This window comes from Candidatus Woesearchaeota archaeon, assembly GCA_016928155.1.
In the GTDB taxonomy this organism is placed as follows: Archaea; Nanobdellota; Nanobdellia; order Woesearchaeales; family JAFGLG01; genus JAFGLG01.
Genome location: JAFGLG010000005.1, coordinates 1 through 23,133, shown reverse-complemented (window position 1 = coordinate 23,133; position 23,133 = coordinate 1). Strand labels below are relative to the sequence as shown.

General features: G+C 43.3%; 20 protein-coding genes, 1 tRNA gene and 2 rRNA genes. 12 read left to right on the top strand and 11 right to left on the bottom strand.

Annotation, left to right across the window (positions count from 1 at the left end):
* Nucleotides 1-13 precede the first annotated feature (13 nt).
* The 5 genes from JW968_01795 to JW968_01775 are packed head-to-tail and all read right to left on the bottom strand — an operon-like array spanning nucleotide 14 to nucleotide 4,754.
* Nucleotides 14-1,252, bottom strand: a complete 1,239-nt coding sequence (locus JW968_01795) for a TldD/PmbA family protein (GenBank protein MBN1385688.1) — start codon at nucleotides 1,250-1,252, stop codon at nucleotides 14-16.
* On the bottom strand, nucleotides 1,245-2,579 hold the full coding sequence (locus JW968_01790; GenBank protein MBN1385687.1) for a TldD/PmbA family protein: 1,335 nt from the start codon (nucleotides 2,577-2,579) through the stop codon (nucleotides 1,245-1,247). The genes JW968_01795 and JW968_01790 overlap by 8 nt, the downstream gene beginning before the upstream one ends.
* Nucleotides 2,576-3,778 (bottom strand): MFS transporter, encoded by a 1,203-nt coding sequence (locus JW968_01785; GenBank protein MBN1385686.1) that lies wholly within the window; start codon nucleotides 3,776-3,778, stop codon nucleotides 2,576-2,578. Before JW968_01785 ends, JW968_01790 begins: the two co-directional genes overlap by 4 nt.
* Before the next feature lie 50 nt (nucleotides 3,779-3,828).
* Nucleotides 3,829-4,230 (bottom strand): hypothetical protein, encoded by a 402-nt coding sequence (locus tag JW968_01780; GenBank protein MBN1385685.1) that lies wholly within the window; start codon nucleotides 4,228-4,230, stop codon nucleotides 3,829-3,831.
* Nucleotides 4,221-4,754, bottom strand: coding sequence for a nucleotidyltransferase domain-containing protein (locus tag JW968_01775; protein MBN1385684.1), 534 nt, complete (start codon nucleotides 4,752-4,754; stop codon nucleotides 4,221-4,223). The genes JW968_01780 and JW968_01775 overlap by 10 nt, the downstream gene beginning before the upstream one ends.
* A gap of 1,024 nt (nucleotides 4,755-5,778) precedes the next feature.
* Between JW968_01775 and JW968_01770 the strand changes: the two genes are divergently transcribed.
* The 10 genes from JW968_01770 to JW968_01725 all read left to right on the top strand — a co-directional run bounded on the left by JW968_01770 (nucleotide 5,779) and on the right by JW968_01725 (nucleotide 15,017).
* Nucleotides 5,779-6,663: a HAMP domain-containing histidine kinase gene (locus tag JW968_01770; protein ID MBN1385683.1), complete on the top strand. Its 885-nt coding sequence runs from the start codon at nucleotides 5,779-5,781 to the stop codon at nucleotides 6,661-6,663.
* A gap of 26 nt (nucleotides 6,664-6,689) precedes the next feature.
* Complete coding sequence (locus tag JW968_01765) at nucleotides 6,690-8,003, top strand: FIST C-terminal domain-containing protein (GenBank protein ID MBN1385682.1); 1,314 nt, start codon at nucleotides 6,690-6,692, stop codon at nucleotides 8,001-8,003.
* 63 nt (nucleotides 8,004-8,066) lie between these two features.
* Nucleotides 8,067-9,476: a hypothetical protein gene (locus JW968_01760; protein MBN1385681.1), complete on the top strand. Its 1,410-nt coding sequence runs from the start codon at nucleotides 8,067-8,069 to the stop codon at nucleotides 9,474-9,476.
* Between the two features lie 7 nt (nucleotides 9,477-9,483).
* On the top strand, nucleotides 9,484-10,845 hold the full coding sequence (locus tag JW968_01755; GenBank protein MBN1385680.1) for an aldehyde dehydrogenase family protein: 1,362 nt from the start codon (nucleotides 9,484-9,486) through the stop codon (nucleotides 10,843-10,845).
* Complete coding sequence (locus JW968_01750) at nucleotides 10,842-12,344, top strand: hypothetical protein (protein ID MBN1385679.1); 1,503 nt, start codon at nucleotides 10,842-10,844, stop codon at nucleotides 12,342-12,344. Before JW968_01755 ends, JW968_01750 begins: the two co-directional genes overlap by 4 nt.
* A 42-nt stretch (nucleotides 12,345-12,386) precedes the next feature.
* The gene (locus JW968_01745) at nucleotides 12,387-12,854 is read left to right on the top strand and encodes a hypothetical protein (protein MBN1385678.1); all 468 of its coding nucleotides are present in this window, start codon (nucleotides 12,387-12,389) and stop codon (nucleotides 12,852-12,854) included.
* A gap of 2 nt (nucleotides 12,855-12,856) precedes the next feature.
* Complete coding sequence (locus JW968_01740; GenBank protein MBN1385677.1) at nucleotides 12,857-13,360, top strand: hypothetical protein; 504 nt, start codon at nucleotides 12,857-12,859, stop codon at nucleotides 13,358-13,360.
* A gap of 168 nt (nucleotides 13,361-13,528) precedes the next feature.
* Nucleotides 13,529-14,074, top strand: a complete 546-nt coding sequence (locus JW968_01735) for a nucleotidyltransferase domain-containing protein (protein ID MBN1385676.1) — start codon at nucleotides 13,529-13,531, stop codon at nucleotides 14,072-14,074.
* Nucleotides 14,067-14,528 carry a HEPN domain-containing protein gene (locus JW968_01730; GenBank protein ID MBN1385675.1) on the top strand — a complete coding sequence of 154 codons (462 nt, stop codon included), beginning with the start codon at nucleotides 14,067-14,069 and terminating at the stop codon, nucleotides 14,526-14,528. Before JW968_01735 ends, JW968_01730 begins: the two co-directional genes overlap by 8 nt.
* Before the next feature lie 108 nt (nucleotides 14,529-14,636).
* Nucleotides 14,637-15,017 carry a PIN domain-containing protein gene (locus JW968_01725; GenBank protein MBN1385674.1) on the top strand — a complete coding sequence of 127 codons (381 nt, stop codon included), beginning with the start codon at nucleotides 14,637-14,639 and terminating at the stop codon, nucleotides 15,015-15,017.
* On the opposite strand, the gene JW968_01720 is transcribed toward JW968_01725, so the two are convergent.
* Entirely contained in the window at nucleotides 15,010-15,279 is a 270-nt protein-coding gene (locus JW968_01720) for a ribbon-helix-helix protein, CopG family (GenBank protein MBN1385673.1), read from the bottom strand. The genes JW968_01725 and JW968_01720 overlap by 8 nt on opposite strands.
* 101 nt (nucleotides 15,280-15,380) lie before the next feature.
* On the opposite strand from JW968_01720, the gene JW968_01715 reads away from it, so the two are divergent.
* Together JW968_01715 and JW968_01710 are read left to right on the top strand one after the other, a co-directional pair.
* Nucleotides 15,381-15,701: a hypothetical protein gene (locus JW968_01715; protein ID MBN1385672.1), complete on the top strand. Its 321-nt coding sequence runs from the start codon at nucleotides 15,381-15,383 to the stop codon at nucleotides 15,699-15,701.
* Between the two features lie 67 nt (nucleotides 15,702-15,768).
* A complete protein-coding gene (locus JW968_01710; GenBank protein MBN1385671.1) occupies nucleotides 15,769-16,278 on the top strand; it encodes a hypothetical protein in 510 nt (169 codons plus the stop codon).
* A gap of 71 nt (nucleotides 16,279-16,349) precedes the next feature.
* Here the strand turns inward: JW968_01710 and nucS are convergent, their stop codons facing one another.
* The 5 genes from nucS to JW968_01685 form a co-directional block, all read right to left on the bottom strand.
* Entirely contained in the window at nucleotides 16,350-17,099 is a 750-nt protein-coding gene (gene nucS / locus JW968_01705) for an endonuclease NucS (protein MBN1385670.1), read from the bottom strand.
* A gap of 364 nt (nucleotides 17,100-17,463) precedes the next feature.
* Nucleotides 17,464-18,219 carry a hypothetical protein gene (locus JW968_01700; protein MBN1385669.1) on the bottom strand — a complete coding sequence of 252 codons (756 nt, stop codon included), beginning with the start codon at nucleotides 18,217-18,219 and terminating at the stop codon, nucleotides 17,464-17,466.
* A 310-nt stretch (nucleotides 18,220-18,529) separates the two neighbouring features.
* Nucleotides 18,530-22,175: ribosomal RNA gene (locus JW968_01695) — 23S ribosomal RNA — on the bottom strand.
* A 91-nt stretch (nucleotides 22,176-22,266) separates the two neighbouring features.
* Nucleotides 22,267-22,405 (bottom strand) — tRNA-Ala (locus JW968_01690).
* Nucleotides 22,406-22,499: 94 nt separating this feature from the next.
* A 16S ribosomal RNA gene (locus tag JW968_01685) occupies nucleotides 22,500-23,133 on the bottom strand; the annotation flags it as partial.

Genomic DNA, 23,133 nt, shown 5'->3' with positions numbered 1-23,133 from the left:
TTATTAATTTTTCTCAGAAAAGTTTTGTCTTAAGCCCGTGCACATGCACTGACGGCAGGTAGAACCCATGGACATTTGTAACGTCTTTCCCATACCCTGCTATACTCTTCATGAGGTCTGTGAACCTCCCTGATATCATGAACTCATTCACAGGCCTTGTTATCTGCCCATTCTCGATCATGAATCCCCTGTCGACCTCTACGCTGAATTCTGTTGTGAGCGCATTTGAGTTGTCTTCTCCCAGGACTGCTGTCACAAGGACACCCTTGTCGATGTCTCTGATGCTGTTCTTCCCTGATACAACCACATTCGAGAATCCTCCTGCATTTCCTGTGGGCCTTTTCCTGAATCTCTTTGCTGTCTGGTAGTCGCTGATCTTCTCATTGATTATCCCGTTCTTTATGAGCTGCGTGTCGCTTGTAGGCACGCCGTCGTCATCGAAGCTGCTTGTCATTATGCCGTAATCCATATGGCCCTTGTCTGTTATGCTCATGTCGCAGCCGAAATCATACCCTGTCCTGAATCTTGAGTTTGTCGATGACAGGTCAAGGTTCCCCATGAATGCCCCGTCCATTATCTCTGAGAACGGGACTGGCGCGAATACTATGTCATCGACTGCATTCTTGAGAGGCTCAGGCTTCTTCATCCTCTTCATGTCATCTGCCACGCTCCGCGCGTATGCATGGAAGTCTATGAGTCTCCTTTCTGATGCTGTCTTCCACAGGTTGATGTTCAGCTTGTTTGATGTGCTTGACCCTATCGAGTTGCTTGTCTCGAGCTCAGTGTAGTCTACGCCGTTCGTATTGAGTATGCAGGTGTCCCCTTCCATTGTGATGATCTTGACAAGCAGCACATTGAGCCCTTTGAGCCCTTTGAGCACATCCTTGCCTGTCTGTGAGAGTTGCTCGAAGTCGATCAGAGGCATCCTCTTGTCGAATATCTTCATCCTCCTGAATCTCTGTTTCTGAGGCAGGCCGTAATAATGATGCATCTTCGGGCTTGTCCTTGCGATCTTCAGTGCTCTTTTTGCTAGGTTCTGGTCCGGATTGTTGCTGCTTGCTGTGCCCATCCTCTTGTCCTTGATTATCCTGAGCCAGTAAGCCTTCCTTTCCCCGTATTCTATGAGCTCGACCTTGTTGTTCTGTATCAGCATGACCTTCTCTTTCTGGTGTATCGCATTCACCTGGGCTTCGTCTGCATGCTTCCTTGCATAGTCCAGCAGGTTCTGCGCCTTCTCATATATCTCAGTCATTGCCCACCACCAGCGCATCTTTTATGAGTATCTGCGGGTTGAATCCGTTCACAGGAACCTGCTGTCCGTCCTTCTCGCAGTAGCTGGGCTTAGGGATGTCATACTTGTTGCCCACAGCGCTCACATTCTTCATTATGTCGAGCAGGTTCCCGACCAATGTGACATTCTTGAAAAGTCTTGCCACAGTGTAGTTCTTTATCTCATATGCTGCCTTGACCGAGAATTCGAACTCGCCTGTGGTGCTGTCCACTTCTCCGGAGTTCTCTCCCTTGAGATACAGCCCGTTCTTGAGCTTTTCCAGGAGCTGGTCGAATGTATTGCCTCCTTTCTTGATGTATGTGTTTGACATCCTGACAATGGGCCTTGTGCTTATGTCCTGGCATCTGCCGTTGCCTGTTGGCTTTGCTCCCATCGCTGCTGCTGTCTCCCTCGAGTGCATGAATCCTTTCAGCAATCCATTCTCTATGAGTGTGGTCTTCTTGCCTGGTATGCCCTCGTCGTCGAAATAATAGAACCCGTATCCCTGCTGTTCAGGGTCATCTATGACTGTGACCTTGTCTGACGCTATCTTCTTGCCTTTCTTGTCCCAGAGGACGCTTGATCTGCTGATTATATTGTCTGCCTCAAGGCAGTGCCCCAGTGCTTCATGTACAAATACCCCTGTGAGCTCATTGTCTAGAAGCACATCGTAGTGGCCTGTCTTCAGTTCAACTGCATCCAGCATCTCAACTGCATGCTTGCAGGCCCTCTGTGTGACTATGTCAAGATACCTGAAGTTCGGGAACGCGTTTGAATATGATTCAGTGGCATTGCCTCGTCGGGCTGTTGCTGTTATGACCCCCTCTGAATATTGGTGGTTCTGGATTATCTCGGATCCTTCAGAATTGTAGTAGGTCTTCTCGAGATCCTGCTGGCTGAAGCTTGCTCCGATATCCTTGATGTGATTGTTGCATCTCTTCCTGTCTGTGGCATCGATGAGGAGCTTCCTTGCCTGCTCAATGTTGAAGTCGACCAGCCGCATTGACTTGTTCTCCATGATCCTTTTGTAGGGCGCTATCTCTATCTTGTCTTTTGTGTGCTTCTCGAGGATTTTTGATATCCTGACAGCTTTCCTGGCACTCTCCAGCATCTGGCTGAAGTTGTCTGAATTGATGAAGCCGAACGCGTTCTTATGCAGGACCCTTATCGAGTAGCTCTTGTTGTTGGAATAGCCTATGTCCTGCACTTCCTTGTTTCTCACAGACAGGCTTGATGCATGCGATTCCTCTATCCTTATGTCCCAGAACTTGAGATTCTGTTTCCTGAGGTATGATATTGCCTGGTTCATGTGATTACTTCCTTGTATTCTTCCTGTATGAATGAGAATAATGGCACGACGCATATCCTAAGTATGAGTGATACTATTATTATCATCCTTATATCATACTGGCTTGCGAGTATGCCTCCTATTATAGGAGCTATGAAGAAGACCACTCCCATATAGAGGTCGAACATCCCCACAAATCCGGCAGTGTCATCCTTTGGGAGATAATTCATGAACAGGACTGATGCTGTCATGTTGAACCCTGCCCAGCCTATTCCCAGTATTATGTTTGCGAATATAATCATTTCGTAATGGAAAAGGTAGCCTGCGATCGCTATTGTTGTAAGGAGCGCTGAGAAGAATAATGTCACCTTTCCTCCGAACTTCTCTGCAAATGCCTCCCAGCTCTTGATTGAGGCGAGCATGCTGATGACCATGACTGCATTTGTCATGAAGAAGAAGAACATGGAAGCGCCCATCTCGTTTATTATGTATATTGACATGAATCCTAAAGGTATTCCTGTCGCGAATGCCCATAAGAGATTGACCAGCAGGAATGTCCTGAGCCTCTTGTTCTTCTGGAAGAAGTACTTGTTTATGAAATTCGCTTCCCTGAAGAGGTTCTTTGAATTGCTCTTTACAGGGCTTTCTTTTATCCGCACTATGAATGCCAGGCTTATGAATTGTATGCATGCCGCAAGTATGAAAAGGTTCCTTGTTATCTCAATATTTGTGAGGAGCACATCCTTGTAATAGAATGCGAGCCCTGCTGCGACCAGGGTGCCGAAGAATCCGAACAGCTGGTTTATGAAATCAAGGTTTGTTATCACATGCACCCTGTTCTTCGGGTTTGAGTTCGAGAATGTCAGAGCATCGAAGACAGGCACTATCGATCCCCCAAGGAATGCCTGCACCAGGACCAGACCGAGGAACAGCATGTGGTTTGTTGTCTGTATTATAGGTATCCACATGAGTGTCCATGCTGTCACGCTGAGGATCAGGAATATCTTTCTCTGCTGGAACTTGTCTGACAGGTATCCGGCTATGACCTCTGATGTGTATGACACCAGCTCTATGAACCCGGATATCATGCCGATAAGGCCCCTGAATATGCCTATGGATTCTGCATAATATGTTATCATGTCTGCAATCAGGCTGCCGGAGAATGAGAAAAATGCCTCAATATAATATAATAATTTTAGATTCTTCTGATGTTTCTGCATTCCTAGACCTCTTTTGATTGGTTTCTCGTTGTTTTATTTATAAATATTTGCTATATCTGCTTCTGTATAATCTCATTTTGTCTGTTGATTATTTGTTTTATCATTGGATGATTTCTTTCCAGATAATCTGGTCTTATGAAGAATCCCTCATATGCAATGCGATTCCTCAGGATTCTCAGATCATCAATCATCTGGATCTCATTCTCAGGGAATATGTTCATTGATCTTATGTGTTCTATCAGTCTCTTATGGGCCTCTTCACCTACTGCTTTCTTGCCCTCAAGCAGCATGATTACACTCAAGAGCTCTCTGATGATCTCATAATATTCTTTTATCACATTGGAGGGATATTTTAGGTGATCAATTTCATTTATCATGTTCAGGCTTGTCTCTGCCATTCTCATTATTGATCTGCATCTCTCTTTGTCTGGTGTTATGCTGATTATCCCCATATTTTCAGATATCCTCTCAATTTTATTCCATTGATTATGTTGTTCTTGAGTTCGCTGCTGAGCTTATTAAAGTCTTCTGAGAAGAATAGGTTGATTTTCCGGTTCAGTTGGTGTTCTGCTGACCTGAATTCTGTTTTGTCACCTTTGCATTGGAGGAAGAGATCAATATCACTTTCATTTGTATCCTCTCCTCTTGATGCTGATCCGAACAGGATTATTACATCTGGCATATATCTGTCATTCAGGAGATCCAGCAATCCTGTCTCTTTGATTTCAAGGATAAGCTCATTTCTTTTTAATAATCTGAACAAAGGATCATCTCTGTTTGCTTGATACAAAGGATATTCATGCACTCGGTGCTTTGTGATCCTTATGAGTCCTTCTTTGCTTAATTCTTCTAGATAATTCTTGACAGATTTTGGGCTTAATCTGATTTTTCTGCATATCTCTCTTAATTGGTATTGTGGAGAAGGATCTGTGAAGAATAAGTTCAAGAGCTTCTGTCTGTTACTTTTTTTTAACATCTGTAATAAAATAATAACAAATGTTATATAAATATTACGTTTTTATTTTTCCTATATCTCCTCTATTCCAGTATAGAAAAATATATATAGGGGTAGCTGCATATAGCGTAATAGGCTATCTTAACAAGAAATCACAGTACTGGCCAGCTTTGCTGGCCTTTTTTTCTTGTTAAGGCAAGAGGTGCAAATATGGTATGCGGAGGATGTGGTATGGCAAAAACAAAGAAGAAAGCCCCTGCAAAGGGCAAGAAGAAGAGGATAGGTACTCTAGGTTTAGGTCTTAAAGCAAGATAAGAGTTAATATGTCCAATTTATTTCTTTGTAGTAATAAATAATTTTATAAATCTTTAAATTTTCATCATTCTGTATGTCAGATTTTCAAGATACTGCTAAAGTTATTGACTATGCTTCTATAATGGAACAACTAGAGACCGAGCTGGCAGATAAAGTATCTGATGTTGATTCCATTGGTCCGGATTATCTAATTGATTCACTTCAGACAATTTTACATTCAATGAGCAAGTTTCTAGGATTCAGATGTTGTGAGATAGCTTTGATAAAGGATCCTAATAACACTTTGATAACACCAGGGAAAATGGGTGATCTGTTTGGGGGTACCAGATTTCTGCAATGGATCACAGGAGTCAATTATGAGCAAGAGTATTTAGACTATGTTAAAAATATGTTTGCCGATCTAAAAGAAATTCGAGCAGGCAGATTACCAGGCCCTCCTGTTGGGCTATTTACTGGAGATTTGGAATATACCTATTGTTTGAATGATGAGTCATACATGTTACAATTAGAATCTAAAGGAATCTTGCCAGAAGGCACTTTCCATCGTTCCAAGAATACTTTTGAAGTTGGGATAAAACCAAAAAACCCAAATTTAACATTTGATGAATATTTCTATCAATTACATATAGGGTTGTTCAGATTTGTTCAGGGGGTCAGAGAACCTATTGGAATGATATCTCTGGATTCTCCGATAGATATTGATTACCATTTACCCCCTCCAGAGGAGAAGATGAAACGAGTGCTTAGGATAGCAGGTAAGGTTGATGGGATAATAAAATTTGCAATCTTCGGCAATGAACTTTACAGAAGGAATGAAGCTTTAAGACAAGCCTACGCTGATTTGGAGGAGACTGGCAGGCAGAGGGATGAACTGCAGAATGAGAGAGTTGCTTTGTTGTCTTCTGCTGCTTATGGTGATTTTGCATCGACCATTGCCCATGAGTTGAGAAGTCCTCTGACTGTTGTTGTAGATAGGTTGAAGAAGATGCAGAGAAGGTTGGAAAGAGGGAAAGCAATCCCCCCCCAGGATCTGGAATCTGCCCTGCATGGTGCAGGCATGATAGCTCAGCAGTTGAATCAGATGGAAGATTATGCCCAGCAGAGGGATGAGATGGCTTCCTATGATGTCAATCCATTTGTTATCAAGATGGCAAGATATTATGATTTCAAGCTGAGGAAAGCGGGATTTGAGTTCCATTTTTATGACCGGGAAGGGAATTCTGTAATTGACGAACAAGGCAATCCATTGCCTGATGCAACATCTCAAGTTGCGATGGTGAATCCCGCCCTGTTCAATTTTGTGCTCAAGAATCTTTTTGAGAACGCTTTCCAGTTTGCAAGACCTGATTCAAGGAGGATTGACATCAGGACATATGAGTGCGATGACAGGATTTATTTCGAATTCAAGGATTATGGCACGGGTATTCCTGAAGACATACAACAGAGAGTTTTTGAGCCAAGATTCACCACAAGGGATGAGCCTGGCATCCATGGAATGGGTTTATCTACTGTGAAGAGCAACATCGAGCGTATGAATGGTCAAATCTCATTGGAGTCAAGGCTTGGAGAGTACACAACATTCACCATTTCATTCGAGAAAGCGAAAACTTATTAAAGTTCTATCATAATATAACTAACATTATGCAAGGCAAGCATATAAAAGTGGGTGTTGGATTAAGTTCTCAAGAGGATACTAAGAAATGCGTAGAGGAAGCGATCAAGAATTCTATGGCTGATGGCGACATCAAGAAACCAAGATTTGCTTTCCTGTTTGTGCATGATAGCTACAATCCTTATGAGGTTGCAGAAGTAGCCAATGCTCATTTCGGTAAGGATTGGGTTGGCACTTCTGCTGACAGCCAGTTCAATAATAAGGATGGATACATCCAAAAAGCGATTCAAGCTATTGTACTTGACACAGATCATATGCATTTTGGTGTCGGATACAAGGAAGACTATAAAGAGAACCCGCAGAGATCAGGTGAAGAAGCCATCAAGATGGCTCTTGATAAGGTCCATTCAGACAAGATTGTTGATCCATATATACAGTTCAGGAGAGCCCAGACAAAGTCTTATAATGAGATTGTCAAGACACCTCCTTATTTTATCATCGATTTTTCTACTGGTGTGGAGGTTGTAGATGGGGTTATGGTGCCGGGTATGGAAAATGAATTCTTAGAGGGGATTTTTAATGTGACAGGTTCTCATCTTCCGATAGTCGGTCAGGCTTGCAGCTCTGACCTTGACACATTCCTGCACAAAAACCAGACTAACCTATTCCTATTTGCAGATGGTAAGGTCTTGAGGCATGCAGCTTTGGTTGTTTTTGTGATTTCAAATCTTCATTTCTCAACAAATCTCGCAAACGGCTACCTGATGTCTAACAGGGTTGCTCTTGCTACCAAGCTGTCTCCTGATGGGCATAAGCTTGAAGAATTGAATGGGAAACCTGCACTGGTGGAATACTCAAGATTATTGGATGTTGACAAAGAAATCGTAAGGAAGGATCCTTTCAAGTACACTTTTGAGCACCCTATTGGTGTGATTGATACTGATGGATCATTGTACATCAAAGAGTGGATGCCGTTTCCGGATAATGATGCTATGAATGTTCTCATGAGACTTGCACCGAATTCCGCAATCACTATTGTTGATTATGATCAGGAAAAGACCATAAACACAATCAAGGAGGGTATCATATCTGCAGCTGAGAAAGCACATGCTACTCTAGACCAAGGAGCGATATCATTTGTCTTTGATTGTTGTGGGAGAAAAGCGATCATTGGCCAGGAGATAAATAAAGAAGTGGATGCTGCAAAGAAAGCCCATCCTGCTCTCAAAGTGGTGGGTATGCATACCTTTGGTGAGATCGGGACTGTGCAGAATCGCCAGGCCCAGACAGTTAATCAGTCTGTTTCGCTGTTTGTGATATATGATAAATTATTAACAGAATAGTTACTTCTAAGTGATTACATACATAATATTTATAAATACTTAATCTTCCCCTAATATAAGATTATGGCAGAGATAAATTCGCTTGGGGATGGTGCTCTAGATCGCTTGAGCCCTGATGAGAGGCAATCCTGGCTTGAAGCAAGGATTCTTGAGCAGTTGCACTTTGCAGTCCGTCACAGGACCCCTGCTATATTGGCAATAATGAATGAAGCAGGATTGACTTTGGATGACATAAAGTCTTTGGGTGATTTTGAAGAGAAGTTTCCTGTGACAACAAAGAAGATGTTCAGGGGATATGGTTCAAATGCATTCTTGCCTGAGAGATACCATGCATCTCTCAACTCTGGTCAATCAGGTTTACCGATAGATCAGCAGATTCATCTCATCATGCGTTACACGGGGGGTACCTCCATTAAGAGTGTAGCTGATTTCACAAATATTAGATACTCAAACAGTGATTGGCTCGGGATTTCCTTGTCAACTGCGAGATTTCTTGTTGAAGAGCATCCCAGATTTCAGATGCCTGGGGAGGTCTTCATCAATTATACATGGGATCATATTGCTGCACCTTGCTTCTCTGACACTCTCAACAAGCACTTTGGTGTTGTCGCGCATCCAAGGCCTCCTAATCTTACAAATGAGGATGCTTTCAGGCTGATGAGACAGGCAGGTGTCAATGGTCTGGTTTCACCTCCATCATCATACAAAGGAAAAGGACAGGGGATCATGGACCTCATGGTGCATGATGATCCGGAGAATCCTTTCTTGACTGGTGATAATATCAGATTCATCCTTACATCAAGCACTCCCTTGACATACAGGATCCGCAGAGCATTGGATGATGTAGGGATTGATTATGTTAAGGATGTTGGTGGATCAACTGATACAGGCCCATCAACAATAAATTGCCCTTATGATCCGGGGAGGTTCCATCTCATGCAGGGCCATATATATTTTGAGGTTGTCGACGAAAAAAAAAGGCATGTGACAGATGGGGAGAAAGGCAGGGTCCTGGTGAGCAGGATCGCCGGTCAGCGGGTTGTCGATCCTATAATTCAAGGCCTTTATGATGCTGCTGTCAGGGCTGAGCGAAGATTGGCAGATGGGAAGAATATTGACAGTGCAGACAGGGATTATCTTGGAAGATTCTATGGTGCAGATATTCTTTCGCAGCATACAGATGAGATAATTGCACAACTGAAATCATTATATCATAAGAGTTCAGGTATTATACCTAATCAAGCGACACAGCTCTTGAGATTCAGCGGAACAATGAACCTTACAACTTATTCAGCACCCCATGAGTGTGGTTGTGGCAGGTACACTGCAAAGGGGGAAGGTCTTGAGAGGACTTATGATTTTGATGGGTCACCAGATGATATTGCACAGAAAAAGATTGAAGCGCCAACCTTAAAAGGTGTTTCATTATTCCAGATAACCGGCTCGGACAGCTGTTCGATGCCCGAGCAATGAGGTCAAGATGAGATTCCAGAATTTTGTCAGGGGAGAGATGCAGGATTCAGCTGAAGGTGTAGATTTGCAGGTAACAGACTACTCAGGTAAGGGTGTTGTTGCGACTGTTCCTGATTCAGGAAGAACTGAACTTGTCGAAGCTAGGATATTTGCATATAATGAAGGTCACAAGGTTGATCTTCTGCCTCTTGAGGACAGGATTGGACTGGTTCATGAGATGATCAGCAGGACATTGTCAGATTCGCGTCTGCTGGAGAATGTGGCTCTTGTGCATGGAACTCCTGTCAACTATCTTTCAGGCACTGCTGACTCCCTGCGGACTTGGGCTGATGATCTTGGGAGATTTGTTGAAAATGTCGACAGGTTCTCTGTTGAACGAGATGGTGTTCATCTTTCTGAAAGATCTCTTGTTAGCCCTTATTTCATTGTCGCTGCTGGCAATGATGAGGTCTATGAGACACCTTTCATTGTGGGCCAGAGCATTCTTGGTGGGGCTCATGCGATAATAAGGCCTAGTGCGAATGATATTGCCGCTCACATACTTTTTGAGAAGATTGCGGAGATGGGATTGCCTTATCTTGCGCAGAAGCTCAGTTGGTCATCACTAAGCAAGCCTGAGATGGTTCAGGAGGCATTGGCATTCAGCAAGGGATTCTCAATATTCTCTTCAAATGCAGCTTATGAGCGGATTGTTCGTACAGTTGTGGGGGATAGGGTTATCAAGGATTTGTCAATCGGAAGGTCATCAAGGCGTTACGGTTCTGGTCATAGTATTGCCATAGTGGGTAATGGTGCTGACATTGATCAGGCTGCTGATGAGCTAGTTTATGCTTCTGCAAGGAATAAGGGGAATAAATGCTGGGCAGTGACTGCTGTCTATGTCCATGAAGATGTGTATGATGAATTTGTAGATGCTCTTGAAAACCGAGCAAAGGGTTTGAAGCATGGCAGTCCAACAAATCCAAAGACAGACTTGCCGAGGTTTCATGAATCCGCGCTAAGAGGGATTTTGGATTCCGGATTGAGTCCTCGTTTTGGTAGGATTTTTCCCGATAAGAATGATATCGATCTGATGATATACGAGCTTCCTTCATCTAAGGTTTTGGAGGCTCAAGAGGTTTCTCTTCCCGTGATAGCTCTTCTGCCTTATAGCACTTATATCGGAGCTGTTAAGCAGATAAGGGATTCAATGCATGTAAGGGGCACCGATAAGCTTCTGTCTTTGGGTGTGTTTGGGACAGGGGAGCTAGCGGATTATCTATCATCAAGGATACCTCATGATACTCTTAAATTAAATATGTCTTTGGGTGTGGATGTTTTCAAGCCGCATCAGGGTTCATACTTCTTGTTGGATGTGATGAGAAAATGAAATATCAGATTCCGATAAATATTGTGGGTTTTGGTAATGTTGGTAGAGAACTTGCTTCTTTGTTGGTTGGCAAGACTCCCGAGATTAATGTTTATACAAGAGGGTCAAGGCCTGAATCGCTTGCTGCCCTAGATGATTTGAGGACCGGTGCTGTCATTGATGGGTCTGGAACTAGGATAATGCGAGTTGATGATGTTCTGGAGATTAATCCGAATGGCATCACCATAGTCACAGCAAAAGAGGGCTATAATTACAAGGACTATCCTCCGGAGGATATCAGGCTTGTTGGACTGAAATATGATCCCTCTATGATTAGGAGGATAGCAGAGAGGACTGCCGAGAATGGCTTTGAAGGCAGTGTTGTCATGGTCACAAACCCAGTGAATCCTTTATGTACTTATTTCCAGAGATATTCAGGGATTGCTGATCATCAGGTCTATGCATTTGGTCCTGTGCTTGATACAGGGAGGTATGTTGAGCAGATTGTCAAGCATGTGATATCAGATCCAAAGAGGTATGGTATTAATCCTAGTGAGTTGGAGGTAGCAGCGAGGGTCATTGGTGAGCATGGGCCGACTCAGGTATTCCCAGAATCCCAATTAAGGATAAATGGAAAATCGTTGGAAGACATTGGGCTTACTCATGAAGATATGGTTGATATACAGAAGAAGGCTATGATGGATGGACCCAGGATTGCTGTGATGCAAGGCGGGACTTGGTATGGCCCTGCCCATGGATTGATGAGGACAATTGATTTCATCCTTGCAGAGAACCATCCAATTACTGTTGAGGGGGTTAAATTCAGGGACCATGTTATTGGCTTGCCGGTCAGCAAGAAGGATGGAAAAGTTGTTTTTCATTATGATATTCTGACAGATGCTGAGAAAGATGATTTTGAGAGAAGTTATGCAAGGATATGTGAAATCTATGATCTTATCATGAAAGAGTTTGATACGACAAAGCAGAGGAGAGACATATTGTTGCTAGATGACATACCGGGTGTTGCTCAGGGCAAAGCTGAAAGATTGGCAGAGATGTTTTTGGATGATCCAGAAATCAATGAGCATAATGAACTTTTCTTTGGTTTTTCAGAGGAACCATCCATGTATATTGTGAGGGAGAATGGAGGGTTCAAGCTAAATCCTCTTGATACATTAAAATATGACGATGATGCAGGAGAATTTGACCCAACTGGCCACAGATTGATTGGCGGCCCAGATGTATTGATATTTGATCATGTCCTGGGTCACGGGACAAATGGCCTTGAAGTAGCCAGGCATATTAAGCAGCAGTATCAGAATACACGGGTGGTGATTCTTACTGGCCAAGCCCAGTTCAATGATATACTGAAGATGGCGAACGAGGAACTTGTGACCAGATCGGGTAAAAGGGTGAAAGTTGTTGATGGTGTCATCCAGAAGCAGTCAGAAAATGAGGATGCAAACCTTTACACCAGAGTGAAGGAATTGCTCAAAGAGACGCAGTTCCGCACAGCTTAGTCTTAGAAAGCTTTATAAATTATTATCCTATTTTTCTGTTTTATGGAGACTCACCATATATTTGTTCCATTAGTCGATATTGAAGAGATGCTGCCTTTCACATTCCGTTCTTATGAGAATCTTGAGGAATCAATGCAGGAGCAGGAGAGATCAAGACAGGAATTGATGAAATTTATTGGTGTTCTGGAACAGAGATTCAATAAGAAAATACTCTATCTGGGATTTGATGAGATAGCGGGAAGGTTTTATGAGCGTTTTATCTTTGAGGAAGGAGGATTTTTTGAGATAATGATTGAGGCTCCTGTTGCTATGAATGCTCATTTTTTTCAGGAAGAGCATGCAAAGACTTTTGCAGAAGCTCTTAGACAGACTTTATATGAGACATTGCCAGACACACCTATCAAAGAGATGTTTCTCCAGTCAATAGAAGTTCAATCAGAAGATGATATCTCTTTGACCTATAAAAAATGGGAGACTTTGAAGAGTATTAAGAAAGGAAAGGAGGGTTAATAATGTTATCTGCTTTCCTGAAGAAGCTGATGCTGGCAAGGCAGTTCAATATAGGGAATGGAAAGATAAATATCCTTGATCAGGAAAATATCATGTTCAGATCATCCTTCTTTTATGCCCTCCAGACGGAGATGGATAAAGCAAAAGTGTATTCATTGACAAAAGAGCATGTGAAGGAGCTGACCAAGAGTTATTTTCGTAAGCTTGGTGCTTCACAAGCAAAGCAGACTTTTGTTGTTGAAGAGCTGTTCGGAAGCTTGGGTTTGGGCAATATCAAGATTGCAGAGAGTAGTGGCAAGATTATAGTTGTGAACATTCCAAACTCGACACTTGCCGCAGAATATAAGAAAACACATCAAGGTTACAACAAGGATCCTGTTTGTAATATCACCTCAGGTGCAATAGCTGGCTTATTCAGTTTTCTAAGAGATAAAGATTTGAATTGTAACGAGATTGAATGTGCAGCCCAGGGTCCCAAGGATTGCAAGTTTGTGATCAATCTTTGATTATATTTAACCCCCTTCCCTGCGTTAATCAGATATCTTGCGGATTTTTCTCATAAAATGATATAAACCTTGAAATCTATAGTGGATTGCATGGAACAGTCAGGATTGTTGATGCAGATACCTAAAAAACAGCAACATTTATATACTAATGTAACATTATTGTTACATATGTCACAAAATATTTACAATAAAATCATTGAAGCATTGCTTAGGTCAGAGAATCATATCAGGGGGCTAGCCAAATTGATCAATACAAACCAAACATCTATTGCAAGGAAAGTGAATGACCTGAGCAAGAATAATGTGGTTGATTTCAGGCAGCAAGGGAAGAACAAAGTTGTGTTCCTTAAGAGATCATTGGAGGCCAAACAATCTGCCTATCAGGTTGAGAGCCAGAAGCTTATTGAAACTGTTAGGAAATATCCATCTTTAAGGAGGGTCATTGAAGCGATTAAGCAGAACAACAAGATTAGTCTGGCGATTCTTTTCGGATCATATGCAAAAGGCATTGCAAGGAAAGATAGTGATATTGATGTCTATATCGAGACTGGAGATAATGGGTTGAAAGAGGAAATACAGGGCATTGACTCGAGGATAAGCGTCAAGATCGGCATGTATAATAAGGATAGTATCCTTATCAAAGAGATTGAGAAGAATCATGTCATAATTAAAGGGGTAGAGCTTTATTACGAAAAGAATAAATTTTTTGATTAAGCTGGCGAAAGAAGGGAGATTACAGGCTGTTGAGCCAAGCGATGAGATAAAGAAGGCTTATCTGCTGAGATCAGACGAATCACTCTCTTCTGCCAAAGCTTTGCTTAAGATAGGCAACCTGAAGGATTCAGTCGCTCTTGCTTATTATTCAATGTATCATTGTCTTCTTGCAGCGCTTTTCAGGATAGGCATAAAATCAGAGAATCACATGGCGTCGATAATATTTCTTAAGGAGATATTTGACATTGACTCAAGTGACATAAAAAAAGCAAAATCAGAAAGGGTCGACAAGCAGTATTATGTTGACTTCTCAGTCGGTTTGGAAGAGGCAGTCAATTCCATAAGGGTGGCGGAAGAGTTTATATCAAAGATACATAATCTTATTGCCGGTCTTTCAGAGAAGAGTGTCGTGGAATATCATAAGAAGGCAGTTGGCTTATTCAGCGATTACTAATGCAATGGGCTTTAGATGCAAAAGCTTTCCGCCTTTTTCCCCTCAACCCAAATAAACCTCAAAATCAAGCATTTAAGGATGAGATATTACTTGGACACCTCCATCTGGATGGATCTGTATGAGGACCGGAAAGGTTTCAGGGGAGAGCCATTAGGGAGGTATGCAGCTAAGCTTATTTCTATGATCATGTCAGAAGATTCAAGAATTGTGACTTCAGATATAGTGATCAAAGAACTTAGGAGATTCTATTCTGATGAAACCCTCAATTCAATGTTTAGGCCATTCCAGAAAGTTATTGATTTGATTTTCTTTAATTTGGATCAGCATGCCGAGGCCACAGAGATAAGTAAGTCACGGAATTTACCAAAAGATGATGTCCTGCATGCGATACTTTCCAGAGATAGTGCATCTCTGCTTATTGCTCGTGATAAGCATTTTAAGAAAATAAGGGATATAACTTATTACAGGAAACCAGAAAGCCTTATTTGATCCAACCTCTCTCCCTTGCCAGATCATCCGCTGCAGTCTTTCTCACTCTTTCATACTCTTCCTTTGTCACTTTCTTCTTCGCAGAACCGCGTATCTTCTTCAGATGAGCGAGCATATACTCCTTCTCTTCTGCTGTGAGCTTCTCACGTAATGCCTCTCGTATGAACTCTGTCCTGTTGTGGTAATGCCTGTGCTTCACCATCTCATCTATATCACGTAAGAATTCCCTATCAAGCTTCAGTGTTATCATCTCAGTAGCCATATAGCTATTGTATATACAATGAATATATAAATGTTTCCATTTTGTTATCACATATAACCAAAAGATATATATACTCCTTTGATGTTATAATTAATAACGTGATGGCGAAGACGAACATATTGACTTTCAAGAGCAGTGCAGATATATTGTTCAGTGCTGGCGATTTCACATCAGCGACAATACTCTATTTCAAGACCCTTTTTGCTATTGAGGATTTTATCCTTCTCGAGAAGATAGGGCAGTCCCCTAAGGATCATAACGAGCGTTTCAGGATGCTCCAGAAATATTTCCCAGAGAGCTACACAATCCTTGACAAGGAATTCTCTACTTATCGTGATACTTATACAAAGATATTGGACAAGCCTACCTGCAGCAGGATAAGGAGTCTGGTGGAAGATGAGATCAAAAGACATTCAGTTTAGGAAGGTTTGCAGGGTTTTCTTCAGTGAGCATAAGAGTCAAGTATCTGATATATTGGTGTTTGGCTCAATGATGAGAGGAAAGAAACAGCCAGCCGATATTGATATGCTCTTGGTTTTCAAGCAGAAGGTTGACAAAGACCTGGAATATGTGTTAAGGAAGAGACTTGAAGTCATTGATCATCGGATCACTTTGATATCTAAGATTGAAGGGGCTATAAGATCTCCGGATTTTGATGCGAGGGAAGGGATCCTGTTTGAGGGGATGAGTCTGATTACAGGCAGATATTTGGCTGATGGATATGGGTTCTCTTCACTGGGATTTTTTATCTATTCAACAAAAGGAATGTCAAATGTGCAGAAGACCAAGTTTTATTATGCTTTGAATGGCAGGGGTTCAAGCATAGGGGTAATAAGGGATATTGAGGGCATAAGGATTTCTGACAATGTCATCGCCGTTCCCTTGTCAAAGATAGAGCTTGCCAAGGATTTTTTTGATCATGTCAAGATAGAATATAGATACCTGCCAGTCATGATTCCTAAAAGGATGTTCAGGAGAGATCTCCTTTCTAGTTGTTAGATAATATAACAAATAATAGATAAATGAAATATTTTGTTATGACATATAACATAGGAATATTGTGACAATATCTAATTATTCAGAAATTCACCGATGCTCATCTGGTTCTTATTGAACTGTTCCAGGTATTTTGGCGGTTCCACTCGCTTGTATTCAAAGCCCCAATCCAATAGCATCTTCTCTGCATTTGGTGTTATCTTTGGTGCAGCTAATATACCGCGCACCTTGTCAAGCCCCTTTGACTGCTTGATCTTCTCGACATAGCGCCGTACCTGTTGCACTGCTGAAAGGCCGACACTATACCTCTTGCATTCGATGATGACCAATGTCCCGTCTTTGTCATTCCCCATGACGTCGATATAGCCATATTTTGTCTGCTCTTCCTGCGAAACCGGCACAAATCCAGATTCTATGAGACCTGGATTCTTCATTATCATGTCTGCCATGTCACGTTCAGAGCCCTGCAGCACTATCTTCTCTGCATCATCCATATATTGGGTATGCAAAAAATGAACCTGATCAATCATGACTTCCATGAATTCCTTCAGAATGAGATTCTGTGATTTCATCTTCACCAGCTCTTCATCTGCATAGACCCTATGGGTTGTCCTGTCTTTCATGTAATTGACTGGCGCTGCCCCATTTGGCTGGTGGACAAGCATCGTGCCATCTGTCTTTATCACAATAAGGCGATCCCCGAAAGGCAAGAATGATTCAGCCCTTCCTGAATACCTCACAGAGCATCTAGCCCCAAAAACAACCATCTGCTGCTTCTGAAGGGCCTCTGATACATGCCTTACGAACAGGTCATTGGATAGCATTTATAGAAGATTTTCAGGTTTTCTTTATATCTTTTTGCCCTTTATAGAACAACACTATTTAAATAGAAATGTGCGCCGGCGCGGGGAGTTTTTTGCCCATTCCAGGGTTTCAAACCTCCGGCAAACCGAAAGCTTTTTGAAATGTCAAAACAAGTTTTGACACCTAAAAATCGATAGATTTTTAATGCCTGATGTCTCGTAATTCACTCGGTGGTTAGCTGAGCGGTTTACCTTATTAACCTACGGTGGCGCGCATTTCTTTCTTATTATCAAGATTCTTATGCCTTTGGAACTTTTTCCTATGAGATATTAACAGACTATCAAATATTAGCCAAAAACAGAAAAATATACAAGAAATGTAAGATTATTCGATACTATGCACTACAAGACCTTTCTCTGAGATCTCCACTGGGTGGATGTCCTCGTCATTCTTCGTCCTTCGCAGTTTCCTGACAAGCAGTGATCTTGAATAAGCGCCTCCGAGAGACTCGAATGACACGACAATCACCCCATCACACAAGAACTCAGATATTGTGTCGCGTGAAAGATATTCTGATTCCTTGGGCGTCTCTGAGATGCATATTGTGGTGACATCCTTCATTGATTTGAGGTCATCGATGAATCCGTAGATGAATTTCTTGATGAGCACGTCGCCGACAACTGGCGGCGAGAAGAATACATTGTCACCGACGACATCTTTCACCCTGACATCTCCCATCACATTGTAGATCGGTGCATTGATGGAGAGTGTTGACAATGAGTCTATGACTAGCCTCTTGTATCCATCTTTCTTCACCAAGTTTATTATTTCAGTTGATGTGGTGTCTGTGATCTGTCTTGCAGGTATAGATATTATCTTGACCTTGCCTGCTTTCTCAAGCTTGTCAAAGTCCCACCCGAACATTGTTGCCTGTTCTTTTATCTCATCTGCAGTCTCTTCAAACGTGACATATGCTCCTTTTTCCTTGAATTTCAGGGCTCCGTTGTATATGAATTGCATGCCGAATATAGACTTGCCTGTACCTGGTGTGCCTGTATAAAGAATAGAACTCCCTCTTGGAAAGCCTCCTTGGACCAGCTCATCAAAGCCCTGAATGCCTGTAGGAATGCGATCTGCCATTGAATTCACCTCTTTAACACAATCAAACTCGAATCCATTTAAAAAGGTTTTCCTTGTGTTAGTGATGATATAGGGTTTTTGTTCTTTCTCTGCATACTGTGCCATGCTATGTATTTTGATAGATAATTCAAGGGATTAGAAATATCTTATCCAGATTTGCTTTGCACATCTGGTCAGGACCTCTTGAATTTTCCCGCTAAAAAGAAAGCAGGGCAAAGAAGAAATAAGAACTAGTAAAAAAAAATGGCATAAGAATCACAGAGCTATCGCTAGCTGTTCTCTCATTGGAAGAAAAAGATGAGAAAACCATGCATAGGAAGGTATGAACTATTGGGGACCGCATGCTGAATACGTCGCCGAAGCTTCGCACTTACACACCGGTTCCATCAAACGAGTCTTCTACTCGTGTTCTAAGATGTCTCTTTTCAGGGTGCGCTTCAAGCTTAGATGCTTTCAGCTTTTATCGCTTAAGGCGTAGCTGCACGGCATACCCTGTCGGATAACCGTCAGACCAGTGGCCTCGAACCCTCGTTCCTCTCGTACTAGAAGATCCTTCCCTTCAGACATCACGCATTTCCAGTAGATATCAAACCAACTGCCTCACAGCGTTGTGAACCCAGCTCACGAACCCTTTTGATGAGTGAACACCTCCACCCTTGGCAGCTTCTGCACCGCCAGGATAGGATGAGCCGACATCGATGTAGCAAGCCTCGCCGTCGATAAACTCTTGGAACAAGAATTCCTTGTCCCAATATGAGCTCTCGGGCGAGACGACTCTGTTATCCCCGGAGTAACTTTTCGGTCATCCCTAAGCGCCATCAAGGCGCTGCAGGGGTTCGCTAGACCAGACTTTCGTCTTTGGATCTGTCCTTATCCCAGATCCAATCAGGCTGGCATTTGCTCTTGCACTCCACGTCCGATTTCTGACCGGACTGAGCCAACCATTGGGCGCTATTGATACATTTTCAACAGCGTGCCACCCCAGCCAAACTGTCCGCCTGCTGATGTCCCTATTTCTAGGTTAGTGGCATAAACTTCGTAGGCTAGTGTTTCAGCTGTGTCTATGTACAATCTGGCGACTGCACCATGGCGACTACTAGCTACCCTACACAACAAAACTTACGTCACAACAACAAGCTACAGTAAAGTTTCACGGGGTCTTCGCTTCCCACTGGAAATCCCTGGCCTTTGCACCAGGACAGTTGTTCGGGGGCTTCCAACCGGGGACAGTGTCGATCTCGTTACACCATTCATGCAGGCCGTCAATCAAACGGCAAGGCATTTCGCTCACTTCTGTTACTTCCCGATTTGGTACTGACCATCTGTTGATGGCGTGCAAGCATTTCTGCTTACATCCGTACATCGCTGCACGGGTCGGACTATATCTTCCAACTATTCCGCATTGTTGGTCCGGCGTATAGTCTCTGAGGATTCTAGATACCCATTCTTAATTTGTCTGTTCATCTGAGAAGCCATTCTTGCGATCATGTTGAGTCCTTGTTCAGTAAGATGCTTTCCTTCATTCATGAGTCTTACTATCTCTTTGAATTTGCAGAAGTCATTCCTTTTCTTGGTATGCAACTGGTTCTTGTCAAAGAATACGATGATTTGATTCAAATCATAAATCCCTCGCACCCTGAGCTCAAACCTGTCACCATGATTCCTTCTTACCACACCACATCCGAGATATTCTTGGATTCCTTTAAGAATCTCAATATCTCTTTTGTGCTGCACAATCCGGAACTCCGGTAACACTTGCCAACCAATTGTCATATTCGGCATCTTATTGATCCCAACATAAAAGCAACCTTCTCCGTCAACAAATCCGGAAATCCATCGGGCATCTAGCCTTTCCTGCTGATTATCTGCACCCATGACATTTTCACTGCTTTCCACATATTTAAGGTCAATGTCAAAACGACCTGTGACCAGTGGAAAACGAGTAGTCTGGGATACTCAGACGTTCCAGCATTTAGCCAGATTTTACTAAGGCAACTCGTTCACCTTAAGAGAGTTATAGTTACTCCCGCCGTTTACCAGTTCTTAGGTCCCTTGGAAAGGACTTTGAAGTGCTGGCACTGGGCAGATGTCGCATTCTGTACAAGGCCTTACGGCTTAGCAGGATGCTAAGTTTTTGTTAAACAGTCGGACCGACCTAGCCACTGCGCCCTGAAATCGCAACGCGTAGTTACAAATTCAGGGACCCCTTATACCGAAGTCAGGGGGCCAATTTGCCGAGTTCCCTCGATTAGATTACACCCTTACACCTGAGGTTGCTCACCTAGGGGCACCTGTGTTGGTTTTGGGTATGATTATCTGAGATCTGATCAATCCCCTTTTCATGGGCTCCAGGACTCAGTGGAATGCCGCTTAAGCGACACTGTTCTAAGGTTTGCTCTGGTTCTCACCATTACAGTACTCCCCAGACCTGTCCTAATTAACATGGACGATGATCCATGTCCACTTATCCCGAAGCGTCAGGTATTGAACTTGCGTCGCCGCATATACTCAGATAGTACCGGAATATTAACCGGTTTCCCTTTCCCGTTAGACCAGTTAGGACTACGGTTAGGATCAACTAACCCTTGACTGATTTGCATTGTCAAGGAACCCTTGCCCATTCGGTGATAGAGTTTCTCACTCTACTCAAATCCTACTATCGCCAGGATCCTCAATACTGAAAGGTTCACCAATCCTCCCGGACTGGCTTTCGCCCTAACAGCACGCCTGCCTACCATTCATCTTGCGATGATCCAAAGTATCGGTAGTTCATTTAGCCCCGTCCATTTTAGAGACCTACAACCTTGACAAGTAAGCTGTTACGCACTTTTTAAAGGATGGCTGCTTCTGAGCCAACCTCCTCGCTGTCTCTGGTTGTAAACGCTCTTGTAGTTTGACACTTAAAGAACATTTAGGGACCTTAACTCTGGTCTTGGTTGTTCCCATTTCCGGACCCAAGTTTACCCCAGGGCCCGCGTTTAATGGATTCTACGACGGACAAATATTCGGAGTTGGACAAGGAACCGACACCTTTCGATGCCTAAATCCCAAATCCGTATCTCTACCTCTTGTCCTGTCTCCTCCATCACTAGACTGCGGCCTACTTCGGCAGGAACCAGCTATCGCCGCTCTCGATTGGCTTTTCACCCCTAGCCGCAAGTTAGAAGAGCACTTGCCCGTAGCACCTCTGCAGGCCTCCATGAAGTTTTACCCTCATTTCACCTTACCCACGGCTAGATCGAGCGGTTTCGGATCTTATGCTAGTGACTCATGGCACTTTCATACCATTCCCCTCGTGAACTGCGGGAAATCGGTTTCCCTATGGATGCTCCTTTGCGGATTATCCTTGCCACTAACATAAACTCCCTGGCACGTTATTCGAAACGCACGGTACAACTCCTAAGAGCAGTACCTCACCATAGCTATTAGGTTTCAGACTCTTTTCACTCTCTGTTAAGAGTTCTTTTCAACGTTCCCTCACGGTACTATTCGCTATCGGACTCAAGTAGTATTTAGGGTTGGAGGTTGATGTCCCCCGCATTCCCGCCTAGATTCCGGTAGACGGTACTCTGGAACTCACCACATCCTTCTTCATTCTGCTTACGGGGCTTTCACCCTCTGGGGCCTGTCTTTCCAGACACGTTCTGCTCGTGAAAAAGGACTAAAAGATGGTCCAAACACCACATCCCTGGTATGTTACCACACCAGATTCGGTTTGCCCTCTGCTGTGTTCGCTCGCTGTTACTGACAGCATCTCAATTGATTTCTTTTCCTGCAGGTACTGAGATGTTTCAATTCCCTGCGTTCCCTATCCTTTCGGATCTAATGAGAAGTCTCATTCGGGTATCTCAGGATCAAAAGCTACATGCGCTTACCCTGAGCATATCGCTGCTTGTCACGCCCTTCTTCGGCTCTTGAGCCAAGTCATCCACCTAATAGCGTGAATCTTCCTATGCATGGTTTCATCAATGTGATGTGGGAAAAAACATTTCCACCTAAGGGCCGCAATGATCAACATCGCGAACCAATTTGATCGATGAGTGTAAATGGACCCGGCGGGACTTCCGAGCTCGTCTTGACGGCGAGCATTTCGAACCCGCGGCCCCCGCCTAACTTGAGAATCAAGTCAGTAGGGACTTGCTCTTCCGTGCAAGGGCGATGCTCTACCAGGCTGAGCTACAGGCCCAGGATTATGAGGTGATAACCTAAAGTTATCAACTTTGGATTGTCTGAAAATAAAATGAATAAGAGTTGAGAAACATAACCCGATGAAAAATAAAAGGAGGTGATCCAGCCGCAGGTTCCCCTACGGCTACCTTGTGACGACTTAACCCGCCTCACTGAGCTTAGATTCGCCCTAGTCAAAGAAACTAGTTCTCATCTAAACCCTGCTCGGATGGTTTGACGGGCGGTGTGTGCAAGGAGCAGGGACATATTCACCGGACGCTGATAACATCCGATTACTAGGGATTCCATCGTCATGAGGGTGAGTTACAACCCTCAATCTGGACTAAGATTGGGTTTAGAGGTTTGACTTCTCCTTTCGGAGTTGTATCCCATTGTCCCAACCATTGTTGCGCGCGTGTAGCCTAGAAGATTCGGAGCATACAGACCTACCGTGGCCCACGCCTTCCTCCCAGTTTCCCGGGCAGTCCCTACAATGTGCTCTGGCATCATTTCTGATCAGCTAGCAATTGTAGGTGTGGGTCTCGCTCGTTGCCTGACTTAACAGGACACCTCACAGCACGAGCTGACGGCGGCCATGCACTACCTCTCGGCTCGTCAGGTAAGCCCTTCAGACTGACCTTCATACTGCCGTCGCCTCTAGTGAGATTCTCTGCGTTGAGTTAGATTAAACCGCACGCCGCACCCCTTGTGGTGCTCCCCCGCCAATTCCTTTAAGTTTCAGTCTTG